A 12,525-nucleotide genomic window follows, 5' to 3' on the forward strand; every position below is an offset into this window, starting at 1 on the left:
ATGGCATTTCGATATTATCTGATAAGCGCCAGGCGCTTTTAGTTCTCAAATTTATCCAACAAAGCTTCGACATCGTCGATCAGATTATCAAAACCTGTCTCTCCAAATACCTCAAAGCTGACTTTTGATTCATCTCCGAATACAAGCAAAGGTTCCACATCATAAGAATGTACAGTTGTATTGCCGTATTGATATACTTCCTCCTTTAGCTGAAAGGTAACTGCTGCTATTTTCTTCTTTGTTTTTGTGTTTACGGCTACTACAGCACCGTGTTTGTTTAAAAGGTTTGCCAACAAGGTATAATACTCTTTTTCATACACCTCACGATCTTTCTCATACTTTTTATAGGCGGAGTCATAAAGCTTGTATGCAGCGTCCCATTTCGCATTATACTCGTTCAACGCTTTCTGGTATGCGTCATAGCTGCTGTATTCATTATAATTAGGATATTTTATGCCTGCGAAATAGGTCGCCCAATCTGGAGAAACAGGCTCTTTGTCGCGAACTGCTTTCAGTTCATTGTGCATCAATGCATAATCAAGTTGTCCACCCAGCGTAAAGTTGCCTACTGTAAATGTTGTGTTGGCAGAAACGAATAGATCTAACGCTTCGTCATCCTTCGAATTCGCCAGTTTGTCATACGACAGCGAACTGAAGTTTGAGTTGGTTTCTAAATTCATTAAAGTTTCCGCCCCTTTGCCGAAGCTAAATTTAAAACTTACCAGCTTATTGTCATTCTTAGTTTCCAACTTCGTGGTATATGATCCGAGAGAAAGCTTTACACTAATCAATTGAGGGAGCTTATCCTCATGGTAAGAATAGCTTGAAGACAGGTTCAACACTTCCGAACTGTTAATCGTCATTCTGGCCATTAGCTCGGAAGGCAATTCATAGGTCTCTTCTATATTTTTTTCAACAACATCGTAGCTGCCTGTTTGAGGATTGTATACATAGCTGTAGTTCGTACTATTCTCCACATAGGATTTTCCAGAATTCTTATATGTAATAGTCAACACAGTATTGTTCGTATTTCCATTCTCTGCAGCAGGAAAATGAAATTCAATTTTGTCGCTGGAAGCAGTCCGATCCCACTTTTTTGTAGATTGATTATATTTGTAAATTCCAAATGCCTTGCTTGGAATATATGATTTCTTCTCCGTAGTTAGTATCCTTAGCACATTGTTTAGGGCTTCTATTTCCTGCGATCCGTCTGTCATTTTTCTGAAGGCAGTTACCGTTATGTCTATTTCAGGAGCTTCCAACCTATTGAAGTTTTTTAATGCTTCTATAGCAGTATTGGAACTCAAATCATCAACTTTTTTGACAAAATCCCGCCCTTCAGACTCCATAAAGGCTTTATTGGCGGTTACACCTTCTTTATCATAAGGCAATTCATAAATGGATGGATCGTTTTCAGGACCAGAGTCCTTGGATTTCTTACATGCACTGAATACGATCGGTGCTGCGATCAATAGAAATAGGGCTGTTTTTTTTTTCATAATAAAAGTAAAATTTACAAAAATGGTATCTGGAAGGGGATTATAAGAAATAAGCTTTAGGATTTAGTTATGCGGCGCAAATTACATTTATTATCTATTAATTTAAACTGTTAGAAACAGTTTAAATTAATCTGGGGCTAAATACCACCCAACAACGTAATATTGATAAGTTTATTTTTACCTATGATCTAAAAATTTATGAATACTTATCCTGATCTATATTCACGACAATTATTAACGAGTACTATGCTAAATCACGGTTGCGAATCTGATTAGATATGTTGTTGTTTAACCCAGCAAAAGTCTAAATGAAGGATCAACTGTTTCAAAAACTGTCTATTGGGAGCGAAAAGGCTGCCGAGAGGCAGCTTTTTTATTTAACTACATTTCATCTTTGGAGGCTTTTGTGTTTTTCGCGGGAAGCAACCACAAACCTTCAATCTCTATGAGCAAACTGACTTTTGACACGTTTACCGATCTTTGCAGACTCAATTTAGATAAGAAATATATCCGGGAGATTTATGAGATAATAGCTAAATCCGACCGTTATTTCCATCCTGGAATTGTTATGCCACAGGATCACATAGCCAGCCTATACAAGCTTAGACTTCAAATTGCAAAAGACCACGGAAAATTTGATATTGATTACATCAACGACTACAAAATAACAGTTTCCAACTTGCAACAAAGCAATTCTAAAGAATTAGGCATAACCTGGTTGAATACTGACCATGATGGCAGTTACCTAATTTTTTACGAACCTGACAAATTAAATATTTTGGGTATTCTCAAAGCAAAGCATCACCGTAGTTAGCCCTGCACATTTACTAGTCTTTCCAATTATATTTTGTCAATCTATTTGTCAACTTTTGGTCAACAATTTCAATGCTTAAATCACCTTTTTCTTTTGTTAATATTATCATACAACCTTTTTCTAAAATTCCACTTTCATTAAATTCCAGTTCTTTTACTTTTATGGATTGGGTTATGCCATTATAATCTGTTTCCTGTTTAAATGGTTCTCCCGTATGTCCGTAAAAATGATAGTGAAAAATAATGTTGTCCAACACCTCTCTTATCTCAGCCATTCCATAACCCCTTTGACTACCGTCGTCTTTATCGTGAGTGATTAAGATATCAAACGTGTCTCGTGTTTTAAGTAGTTTTTTTATTTCTTTTCTTTCGTATTCCTGAATAAACCGTTTTTCTGTTCTTCCTTTTCTGTCTCCAATTCTACCTATTCCAACAAATTTCAATACGTCATTTTCCGTTCGCAATTCTTGTTTTAAACCCGACTTACAAACGAACACTTTTTTATAAATGTCAATAGGGAATTTGCTGCTCTGAAAGTTCTCCTTTTCCAAATTATCTAAAAAATCGTGGTCTTCGTGATTCCCACGAACACAAATCATACTTATACCCAGATTGTCTAAAAACGTCTTGATATCCCGATTTACTTTAGTAAAACCATCATAAAATCCTAATTCGTCTCTGTCGTACCTGGCGTGTTTTATTGTTGCCTTGTCTAAATTTTCAATGTTAGGATATGCGCCCATATCGCCACACTGTAAAATAAAATCAATTTTATTGCCTGTTTCTTTTTGATATACATCTACCAATTTGAAAGGCAACAATATTTTGCCGTGTATGTCAGAAAAAATAGCAACTCTCATAGTTTAAGCTCGTCGGTCTAAAATTGATGCCAGGATTATATTCCGCTATTATACGCTATTTTTAACAGGTTATGAAACAGATTACGCTTATATCTCTTTGTTTGTTGCCAACTTTTTATGGCCACTCGCAAAAGTGCGCATCTATGGCCACCGATAATCCATTAAGAAGTAGTATGGATACACTCGTGCAAAATATTCTAGTTGATTTTATGGCTGATACATCACGCGCCGGGCTTTCACTTGGAATAATTAAAAACGGTAAAATATATACTTATAATTACGGCACCATCAGAAAAGGGCACAAAGTGCTGCCAGTAGCTAATAGTATTTATGAGATAGGTTCAATCTCAAAAACAAATCGGTTCGGCTGTCACATATTCCTACGCAAAACTATATAGATAGTACGGGGATAGGGTTATTTTGGCGGATAAACAGGATAAAGAATAATATCCGAAAGATCTGGCACACGGGTGGCACCTTTGGATTTTCAAGTTATTGCGTTATATATCCGGAAGTGAATGCAGGCATTGTTCTGCTTTCAAATGAGTTTGACCCAACTGCTCAGAGTAAGCTTGTGAGTATAGCTGACAAATTATTTGAATCGATGCTTAAGAAATAGAGCAAATAATGCCCTGGAATTTTATTTAGCGCTTCAATGGCCGGCAGTGATGTCGGCTTTTCATGATCTATATCATGATTTTTCATGATGCTTTTGCATTAAATTCAGATGGAAAATATATTATATGCCATCCAAAAAAATCATCACCATATTCGGCGCCACTGGCGCCCAGGGCGGTGGGCTTGCCCACGCTATTCTGCAAGATAAAAACAGCGAGTTCGCTGTTAGAGCTGTTACCCGCGATGTTAATTCCGACAAAGCAAAAGAGCTGGCACAACTCGGAGCGGAGGTTGTTGCTGCGGATATTGATGATCGGCAGTCTGTCGAAAATGCACTTCGTGGTGCTTATGGCGCTTTTTTCGTTACCTTTTTCTGGGCCCACTTCTCCCCTGAAAAAGAAAAAGCAGAAGCAGCCATATTTGTAGAGGCCGCAAAAAAAACCGATCTAAAACATGCCATCTGGTCTACATTGGAAGATGTGCGTGAATACATTCCCCTTAACGATCAGCGAATGCCAACCCTGCATGGAGAGTATAAGGTTCCTCACTTTGATGGCAAAGGAGAATCGGATAAATTGTTTATAGAAGCTGGCATACCTACAACATTTTTACTGGCGTCTTTTTACTGGGATAATTTTATCTACTTTGGCGCCGGACCCAAACGTGGCGAAGATGGTAAGTTAGCACTTACCCTCCCAATAGGAAATGCGAAGATGGCTGGCATTGCAGCAGAAGACATTGGCAAATGTGCATATGGCATTTTTAAAAAAGGAACCGAAATGGTGGGTAAAAGAGTTGGTATTGCCGGTGAACATTTAACGGGAAATGAAATGGCCGATGGATTGAGCAAAGTATTGGGTGAACAGGTAGTTTACAATAAAGTTTCTGCGGATGTATATAGAAGTTTTGGCTTCCCCGGCGCCGATGACCTTGGAAATATGTTCCAGTTTTATGATGAGTTTGAAAAGGAATTAAATAAAACAAGGGATGTAAATATGTCTAAACAACTTAACCCCGACCTGTTGAGCTATGAACAATGGCTTACAAAATATGGAAGTAAAATTCCTGTTTAAGCTTACAATTTTTACATACAGTTTACAAAGCCTCCTTCGGGTGGCTTTGTGTTTTATAGCGATTCATTCATCATCATCTGTAAAATCTTTTCCTAGCCACCACCCTCAGCCTCATTTAACTGCCGCTCCAATTCATTAGCTAATTGTACCGACGTGCTATCGGCCCGCATTCTCAACTCGTTGATGATTTGGATTGTTGTGTTTTTATTTCGTAAAACAATATCTCTTTCCATCAATTCCGTTTTTGTAATGCAATTCCTAAACACTTCCTGCAACCAGTCATTTACCATACAATCTACTACCAGATGTATTCTGTTATTGCTTCCATTATTTGCAAGCCGGTGAGGCAGATTGGCATTTATATACCAGCACTCGCCTTCCTGCATTGGTAAACGCTCGTTATCGAGATAAAATTCAACAAACGGATTTGTAACTATGGGAAAATGCAAGCGGGCCTCGCCTTTCTCAAAATATAATTCCTTATCGGTATGTTCTTTTATCACTGCCCCCGCATGCAGGTTCAGGAAACGGGCCGATAATTTTTCGCATTGCAAACTATCTAACAGCAAACGAACCGATGGGCATTGCTTCAGCAGTAGCGTATTGGCATAGGGTTCATTATTCAACGCTTCAGCCAACGTATTTAAACCACCGCCAGGTGAGCGGAGCGATAAAACATCCCATCCGCCCTCATAATCCCACTTGTTTAAATGCGGCTGCCAAAGTTCTGCCTGAAGTATTGTAACTTCTTTTTGAATACTTTTGATGTCAACAGGTATATTCAATATTGCAGACTTGATTATGCTCATGTTGATAAAACTACAAAGATTTCCTGAATCCTTTTAATGACCATACCATGATAATTCAACTAACCGGGCTCTCCGGCGCAGGGAAAAGCACGTTGGCCGAAGGTGTAAAAACACTGCTTGAACAGCAATCATTAAAAGTAGTGATCATTGACGGCGATGTATACCGGAAAACACTTTGCAAAGACCTGGGCTTTTCAAAGGAAGACAGAATGGAGAATATCAGAAGGCTTGGTAAAGCAGCCTGGTCGCTTAAAACGAAGGCCGACATTGTTATGATCGCCGCTATCAATCCTTTTGAAGAGATCAGAAATGAGTTGACAAAAAACTACGACGCAAAAACGGTATGGATAAAATGCGAGATGCATGTTCTTATAAATAGAGATACAAAAGGTTTGTATAAGCGTGCATTATTACATGATGACCACCCCGATAAGCTTTTTAACCTTACAGGTGTAAATGACACATACGAAGCTCCGCTTTCGCCCCACCTGGTCATCGATACAAGCTCCGAACCTGCTGCACAGTCGGTTCAAAAATTGTACGACTTCCTTATTTTATCAAGGACCTCATATTTATCATATGCCGACCGGCAATAATCAGGTACAGGATCCTGAATGGCCTCTTCTGAAAAAACCTGTTCAGGATACTTGGCGTGATACATGGCGCGACTTCTTATCTTTTCCATTGCTTCCTCGCTAACAGGCGTGTTTGTTATCTGCGCTATCTTTTCTACCACGGCAACAGGGCCTTCGTTATAATTGATAGGAGTAGCAAGAGTATCTTTTTCCAACACCTGCAAAAAAGCCTGAAAATATTTATCAAGCACTTCGCCCAGATATACATCCTGGTTCATTACCCGCACATCCTTTTCGAAACCAAACAGTGCAGGTTCAATTACACCGGGGATGGCATGCATTCCTCTTCGTTTTTGTTGCGACCTCACCACTTCATCGGGCCGGCGATACAGCAAAATGAAAGGCGTTTGCGGGTATAGCTCCCGTATTTGTTTATAAAAGAAAATATGCCAGCTATCGGTTTTAATAAACAGGCGTTTTCTATAATTTTTTACCGGTGAATAAAAAGCAAGGGCATCTTTTAGCACCTGATAAGGAATATTATTTCCTGCCCGAAGTATGGAATCGAAAAAAGGAACTTCTGAGAGCACAATATTGGTGCGGTCCTGAGCCAGCAGCTGCGAAGCCAGTGTTGACCCACATCTTGACACATGGAAAATAAACGCCGAAGGCTGCACCCGCTCAATTCCTTCTGACCATTGCGGCAACACTTCTATACCACTCACGCTTCTGAAGCTGTGAAAATTAGCACTCCGGCACCTTGAGATCGTTTCATCAAAAAACGGTTCGGTAAACTCTTTATCGTTTGTGTACAACCATTCACAATGCGGCTGCTCATCAACGAACGAAAGTTTATAAGGTATCCAGTTCTCCAGCTCCTGCAATATATTCATGTAAGCGTTTATGTTGTAATATAATGAAAAACGGCCTCACTCCATTTCATACACCTTGTTTCCCGCCTTAAATCTTGTTTCCTTTACGGCAGCAGCTCCATTAAACCTGTATTGCACACCTACAATACCCGTTGGCTTATTAGGGAACAAAAAGGAATACGCTTTTTTATTGTTTACATAAATGGTCGCCGCCTTATTCACCACTTCCACCCGTAACGATGTCCATTGTGTAAGATCACATCCAAAGCCGCTAAGGTCAGCTGTTTTGCTTTCTGCTGCTGCTCCGCAAAAATAAAGCGACAGATCACCTACACAAGGTTTGGCAGCCAAAGGGATCATAATTATATCATTCTTACACTGAATAAGCACCTGTGCCTTATGGCAGGCGTTTGAGCCATCGTCAAAATCATTCTTCAGCATCGTTTCAAACGTGAAGTTATCGTTCATAAGGTCGCCCATTTCGCGCTGATAGAAAATCCGAAGCCGCTGTGCAGGCGATTTGCGATGCGGAGCCAGCATTGCCTCGGTCACTTCAACAATGCCATTTTGCAGGTATTGTTCTTTTTTTAAGTAAACAGGTACCGGCTCATCTTCCAGTAAACATAGCCAGCCACCAGACGTGATCCACAGATCGTGCGTTTTCACAACCTGCCCATCGGCAATCAGTTTGGTCTTAAAAAAACCGGGATAATAATATATAGCTGAATGTTCATGCTTATCGCCCGGCACAAGTTGTTTGCGGGTAATGTCCCAGGTTTGTACAATAAAAAGTGAATCGGGTTTTATTCCGCGCGGCACGGCATAATGGAATATAACAGAATTGGGCACCCCTTCGGTGATCACTTTGTTGGCGCTGAAATCAAACTGGCCCTCATCATAATGCGGTTGTTTTTGGCGGGCCGAAAGAAACAATAAATACACACCCACTATTAGCAGCACGCTGCCGGCAAACCCCACCAGCCAAAACCTGGTTTTCTTTCCGGATGGTTCCGGTACCATTGTAACAACCGGTTCGCCAGGCTGGTCTTCTTTTTGTTTAAACTGAAGCCAATCAACATACCCGGCAAATTGCGCCAGCGTGTTAAGCGTAGTAAGGGTGGGCGCACTGTCGTACTTCAACCTGCCCCAAATACGCTTAAGGGTTGTTACACTTAGCCGGATTTGGGTACGGTCAAAGATCGCTTCCGACAGTTTTTCAAAGTCGTAGGTTGTCCACTGATCGCTGGCACCCCGTTCAAACAGCAGCACTATCTTATCAAGTATGCGGGCCAGGTAGTATTGTTCGCTATTGTTATCCATTATTTACTGATGAATGTGATTGGCACTTGTTTGCACCGGTTTGGCGCACACTTGCACAGGGGGCCGCCGGCCTTTGCATGTACCTTGTTTGCGCTAATACCTAAAGTTAAAAACAGATATTTATGAATTGCACATTCAAAAAAATCATCATTTTTCTCATTATCGTGCCTTCTGTTGCCATTACTGCTGTTGCTCAAAAACAGCCAAAGAAAGCCAGCCAGGAAATAAGCATACCCATGGATGCTGCGCATTGGAAACATGACACCACCGGCGTTGAATTTACCATGGAAAAGAATGTAAAAGCCATACGTATAAAAAATGCATCGCCACTGGTGCTAAAAGATATACAATTCGCAAACGGCACCATTGAATATGATGTAGCATTGGGCCAGGGATTTCCCGGCATTAATTTCCATTTGTCTGATGACGGAAAAAATGGCGAGCATTTTTACCTGCGTTATTTTGGAAGCACCTCGCCAGAAAGCCGTACTACGCTTCAATACTCAGCCCTTATAGATGGCATGAGCATTTGGGACCTCACCGACGAATACCAGGCCGGCGCCAAACTGAACATACCAACATGGAACCATGTGAAACTGGTTTTATCGGGCAAACAAATGAAAGCATATGTAAACGATATGAGCCGGCCGGCCCTGGTGGTGCCTAAACTGGAAGGGGGGAGAGAAAATGGCGGTATTTCATTTTCAGGTGGTGAAGTGGCAATTGCCAACGTTGTACTAAAACCTGATGTTGTCGAAAATCTTGACCCTGCCCCCGGTTATATTTCCTCATATAACGATACCCGGTACCTGCGTAACTGGCAGGTAAGCAAAGGCATTGGGTTTGAATTTGGCAAAGAAATTATACCACCCATTATGCGCGTTGCCACTCTTGGTTTTCCAGATAGTACTACTGAATGGACCAACATAACAGCCGAAGACCGTGGCATAGTAAATTTGACAAGGCTGTTTGGGGCAACCGATTTCAAAAACCGCAGGCTGGCCTGGTTAAAAACAACAATTGAAAGCGACAAAGTGCAGGAGCGTATGTTGAATTTGGGCTTTAGCGATGAGGTTTGTTTATTTATAAACGGGCAGTTCCTTTATTCTGATAAAAATCATTTTGGAACACCAGGGCAGAAATTCCCACGCGGAAGATGTACTATAGAAAATGCTGCCATAAAGTTGCCATTGCAAAAGGGAAAGAACGAGATCCTTATTGGCCTTACCAACTATTTTTATGGCTGGGGCATTATTGCCCGGCTAGATGATACAGACGGCATTCACCTGCCAGTTATTAAATAATACTACACTGTTAAAAGGGAAACTCCAATGAGAAGTTTCCCTCTACTTTTGTAATTTCCCTTTATGTATACGACCGTTTTTACCAAAGCACTTTCGCTGCTCCTGTTTCTTTTTGTATCCTTTCTTTCTGCATCCTATTCCCAATCGCCCGATGTAAAAAAGCTCGACAGCCTGTTCGATGTGTTGCAAACCCGTCATCTTGCAACCGGCAGTGTAGCTGTTTCCATTAACGGTAAACCAGTATATCAAAAAGCAATTGGCTTTATTACACTTGGCAGTAATAGAAAAGCAGTGCCGGATATCAATACTAAATACAGGATTGGCTCCGTATCAAAAATGTTTACGGCTGTGATGATCCTTCAGCTCATGGAGGAAGGGAAACTAAGCCTTGACCAAAGCCTGTCAACATTCTATCCGCAATTGCCTAATGCCGGCAAGATCACAATAAAAGATATGTTATATCACCGGAGCGGCCTGCACAACTATACTGTTGACACCAATTTCCCCGACTGGATGGATAAACCCAAAACTCAGGAAGAGTTACTTAAAATAATTGCTGATAAAGGCGCCGACTTTGAACCCGGGGCGAAAGCAGATTATTGCAATTCAAACTTTCTATTGCTAAGCTATATTATAGAAAAAATTGCGAAAGGATCCTACGCAGCAATTCTCGAAAAGAAAATAATTTCCCGAATAGGTTTAACCCATACTTATTTCGGAAAGCCGATTGATTATAACAGGAATGAAAGCAGTTCGTACAAATATTCCAACGGCGCCTGGACCACGGAAAAAGAAACCAATGTAAATATACATAGCGGCGCAGGAGCAATTGTATCAACACCTGGCGACCTAACTGTGTTTATTCATGCGCTATTTAACGGCAGGCTTATAAACAAAACAAGCCTTACCAACATGACAACTATGATCGATGGCTATGGCATGGGCATATTCCCTTATGATTTTGACGCAACTAAAGGGTATGGGCACAACGGAAGAATTGAAGAGTTTTATTCGGCAGTGCGGTATTATCCTGAAAGCAAAATGGCCGTATGTTATATCACTAATGGTATTTTATATCCAAGAGTTGATATACTGGATGGGGTACTAAAAATTTGCTTTAATAAGCAATATACAATCCCATTCTCATCTGCGCATACTTTGCAAAATACAAACGCTGATAAATACACCGGCACTTATTCAGGCAACCTTCCTTTTAAAGTAACCTGTAAAAAAGAAAACAACAAGCTGACTATTGAAGCTGCAGGGAGATCAATGAACATAGAACCGATAAATGCCAACTACTTTATGAATGTTCCAAACGGGTCCTTCTTCGAGTTCAATACCAACAAAGGAGAATTGCAAATAAAAGAAACGGACAATATATATATTTTACGAAAGGAATAAGCATCAAAAAAGGCCCGCTAATGCAGACCTGATTTGTTCTTTGTGAAGATTATCGTGTAACTATTCCTAATCAATAAAACTCATTTATACTTTTTGTCGGGGTCTAATTCATTATAGATAAGGTTTATTATTTGAATACTCTCAATTTCAATCAACGATGCAATTTCAATGGCTTCTTCAAACTTTATCTTTTCCGGACTACTAATAAGTTTTGAGAATGTTTGGTGATGCTTTTTCAGATCGCGGGCTACAATAGTTTTTGGTAATGTGTCCCAGATCTCTGAAAAGCTTTTTATATATCCCCCTGTAATAAGATTTCTAACCGTAGTATAGCGTTTATCCTTCGCCATATGCAAATAAAAAGTCAAATGGCTATACATATCCTAATTATGGCATTATATGACATCAGAAAGTACGATTACTGACATCACATTGTTCATTTTTTCATATAGCCGCTATAATATGTACTTTATTTGTGGTGATCTGTCTTTTGCCATAGTTTTCCCAAAAACACCAATCTTTGCAAAAAAATCATCATGAAAGCATTTTTAGGCATGGGGTTATTAGGTTCGAACTTTGTTCGGGCCATGCTCAAACGTGGAGAAACAGTACAGGTTTGGAACCGCACTTTTTCAAAGGCGCAGGAGCTTGAAAAAGCAGGCGCCAAAGCATTTGCACAAGCACAGGACGCTGTAAAAGGGGCTACGGAAATTCACCTTACCTTAAAAGACGATGCCTCTGTTGATGAAGTACTTAAAGTTGCCGAGGCGGGCTTTGCTCCTGGCGCTATTATCATAGACCATACAACCACTTCAAAAGAAGGCGCCATAAAAAGAACGGAGGCCTGGAAAGCAAAAGGATTTACCTATCAACATGCACCAGTGTTCATGGGCCCCATAAATGCACTGGAGAGTACAGGTTTTATCCTGTTATCGGGCGATGAGGCCATCATTAATTCTCTTACGCCCGGGCTGGCTAAAATGACCGGCAAACTGCTTCACTTTGGTGCCGAAGTAGGTAAAGCGGCTTCCATGAAGCTGGCGGGCAATGCTTTTTTGGTTTGCCTTACCGCAGGGTTAAAGGACACGCTCACTTTATCAAAATCACTTGGGGTTTCGGTAGAAGATCTGCTTACGTTATTTAACTCATGGAACCCGGGCACACTTGTAACAACCCGTTTGCAACGTATGACGGGCGCCGACCATTCGCAACCATCCTGGGAATTGAACATGGCCCGTAAAGACACGCAGTTATTTATTGATGCAGCCCAACAAAGCGGCCACCAATTATTGCTGATGCCGGCCATTGCCGCTTTAATGGATGAGTATATTAATAAAGGATTGGGCAACCACGACTGGACAGTGATTGGAAAATAAAA

Annotated in this window: 12 protein-coding genes; 6 read left to right on the forward strand and 6 right to left on the reverse strand. The window is 40.6% G+C overall.

The window, feature by feature from the left end:
* Positions 1–38: 38 nt before the first annotated feature.
* Positions 39–1,499 (reverse strand): hypothetical protein, encoded by a 1,461-nt coding sequence (locus GGD38_RS16290; protein WP_375297305.1) that lies wholly within the window; start codon positions 1,497–1,499, stop codon positions 39–41.
* A 445-nt stretch (positions 1,500–1,944) separates the two neighbouring features.
* Between GGD38_RS16290 and GGD38_RS16295 the strand changes: the two genes are divergently transcribed.
* Positions 1,945–2,313, forward strand: coding sequence for a hypothetical protein (locus GGD38_RS16295; RefSeq protein ID WP_375297306.1), 369 nt, complete (start codon positions 1,945–1,947; stop codon positions 2,311–2,313).
* 13 nt (positions 2,314–2,326) lie between these two features.
* Here the strand turns inward: GGD38_RS16295 and GGD38_RS16300 are convergent, their stop codons facing one another.
* The gene (locus GGD38_RS16300) at positions 2,327–3,172 is read right to left on the reverse strand and encodes a metallophosphoesterase (protein ID WP_375297307.1); all 846 of its coding nucleotides are present in this window, start codon (positions 3,170–3,172) and stop codon (positions 2,327–2,329) included.
* Positions 3,173–3,915: 743 nt separating this feature from the next.
* Between GGD38_RS16300 and GGD38_RS16305 the strand changes: the two genes are divergently transcribed.
* The gene (locus tag GGD38_RS16305; RefSeq protein WP_375297308.1) at positions 3,916–4,863 is read left to right on the forward strand and encodes an NmrA/HSCARG family protein; all 948 of its coding nucleotides are present in this window, start codon (positions 3,916–3,918) and stop codon (positions 4,861–4,863) included.
* Between the two features lie 92 nt (positions 4,864–4,955).
* Here the strand turns inward: GGD38_RS16305 and GGD38_RS16310 are convergent, their stop codons facing one another.
* Complete coding sequence (locus GGD38_RS16310; protein ID WP_375297309.1) at positions 4,956–5,672, reverse strand: aspartyl/asparaginyl beta-hydroxylase domain-containing protein; 717 nt, start codon at positions 5,670–5,672, stop codon at positions 4,956–4,958.
* Between the two features lie 47 nt (positions 5,673–5,719).
* Between GGD38_RS16310 and cysC the strand changes: the two genes are divergently transcribed.
* Complete coding sequence (cysC, locus tag GGD38_RS16315; RefSeq protein WP_375297310.1) at positions 5,720–6,268, forward strand: adenylyl-sulfate kinase; 549 nt, start codon at positions 5,720–5,722, stop codon at positions 6,266–6,268.
* Here cysC and GGD38_RS16320 read toward each other — a convergent pair.
* Together GGD38_RS16320 and GGD38_RS16325 are read right to left on the reverse strand one after the other, a co-directional pair.
* Positions 6,202–7,140: a hypothetical protein gene (locus tag GGD38_RS16320; protein WP_375297311.1), complete on the reverse strand. Its 939-nt coding sequence runs from the start codon at positions 7,138–7,140 to the stop codon at positions 6,202–6,204. The genes cysC and GGD38_RS16320 overlap by 67 nt on opposite strands.
* Positions 7,141–7,176: 36 nt before the next feature.
* Positions 7,177–8,439 carry a hypothetical protein gene (locus GGD38_RS16325; protein ID WP_375303848.1) on the reverse strand — a complete coding sequence of 421 codons (1,263 nt, stop codon included), beginning with the start codon at positions 8,437–8,439 and terminating at the stop codon, positions 7,177–7,179.
* A gap of 122 nt (positions 8,440–8,561) precedes the next feature.
* Between GGD38_RS16325 and GGD38_RS16330 the strand changes: the two genes are divergently transcribed.
* The gene (locus tag GGD38_RS16330) at positions 8,562–9,743 is read left to right on the forward strand and encodes a hypothetical protein (protein WP_375297314.1); all 1,182 of its coding nucleotides are present in this window, start codon (positions 8,562–8,564) and stop codon (positions 9,741–9,743) included.
* Between the two features lie 63 nt (positions 9,744–9,806).
* On the forward strand, positions 9,807–11,147 hold the full coding sequence (locus GGD38_RS16335) for a serine hydrolase domain-containing protein (RefSeq protein WP_375297315.1): 1,341 nt from the start codon (positions 9,807–9,809) through the stop codon (positions 11,145–11,147).
* Between the two features lie 80 nt (positions 11,148–11,227).
* Here the strand turns inward: GGD38_RS16335 and GGD38_RS16340 are convergent, their stop codons facing one another.
* Positions 11,228–11,497, reverse strand: coding sequence for a hypothetical protein (locus GGD38_RS16340; protein ID WP_375297316.1), 270 nt, complete (start codon positions 11,495–11,497; stop codon positions 11,228–11,230).
* Between the two features lie 186 nt (positions 11,498–11,683).
* Here GGD38_RS16340 and GGD38_RS16345 point away from each other — a divergent pair, with 186 nt between their 5' ends.
* The gene (locus GGD38_RS16345) at positions 11,684–12,523 is read left to right on the forward strand and encodes an NAD(P)-dependent oxidoreductase (RefSeq protein ID WP_375297317.1); all 840 of its coding nucleotides are present in this window, start codon (positions 11,684–11,686) and stop codon (positions 12,521–12,523) included.
* Positions 12,524–12,525: the final 2 nt, after the last annotated feature.

It is taken from the genome of Niastella sp. OAS944 (assembly GCA_024809215.1).
Lineage (GTDB): Bacteria > Bacteroidota > Bacteroidia > Chitinophagales > Chitinophagaceae > Niastella.

What these genes read in the sequence shown, in the direction of transcription:
- GGD38_RS16290 (WP_375297305.1), bottom strand. Translation starts at nt 1,499, where the DNA reads ATGAAAAAAAAAACAGCCCTATTTCTATTGATCGCAGCACCGATCGTA.
- GGD38_RS16295 (WP_375297306.1), top strand. Translation starts at nt 1,945, where the DNA reads ATGAGCAAACTGACTTTTGACACGTTTACCGATCTTTGCAGACTCAAT.
- GGD38_RS16300 (WP_375297307.1), bottom strand. Translation starts at nt 3,172, where the DNA reads ATGAGAGTTGCTATTTTTTCTGACATACACGGCAAAATATTGTTGCCT.
- GGD38_RS16305 (WP_375297308.1), top strand. Translation starts at nt 3,916, where the DNA reads ATGCCATCCAAAAAAATCATCACCATATTCGGCGCCACTGGCGCCCAG.
- GGD38_RS16310 (WP_375297309.1), bottom strand. Translation starts at nt 5,672, where the DNA reads ATGAGCATAATCAAGTCTGCAATATTGAATATACCTGTTGACATCAAA.
- cysC (WP_375297310.1), top strand. Translation starts at nt 5,720, where the DNA reads ATGATAATTCAACTAACCGGGCTCTCCGGCGCAGGGAAAAGCACGTTG.
- GGD38_RS16320 (WP_375297311.1), bottom strand. Translation starts at nt 7,140, where the DNA reads ATGAATATATTGCAGGAGCTGGAGAACTGGATACCTTATAAACTTTCG.
- GGD38_RS16325 (WP_375303848.1), bottom strand. Translation starts at nt 8,439, where the DNA reads ATGGATAACAATAGCGAACAATACTACCTGGCCCGCATACTTGATAAG.
- GGD38_RS16330 (WP_375297314.1), top strand. Translation starts at nt 8,562, where the DNA reads ATGAATTGCACATTCAAAAAAATCATCATTTTTCTCATTATCGTGCCT.
- GGD38_RS16335 (WP_375297315.1), top strand. Translation starts at nt 9,807, where the DNA reads ATGTATACGACCGTTTTTACCAAAGCACTTTCGCTGCTCCTGTTTCTT.
- GGD38_RS16340 (WP_375297316.1), bottom strand. Translation starts at nt 11,497, where the DNA reads ATGGCGAAGGATAAACGCTATACTACGGTTAGAAATCTTATTACAGGG.
- GGD38_RS16345 (WP_375297317.1), top strand. Translation starts at nt 11,684, where the DNA reads ATGAAAGCATTTTTAGGCATGGGGTTATTAGGTTCGAACTTTGTTCGG.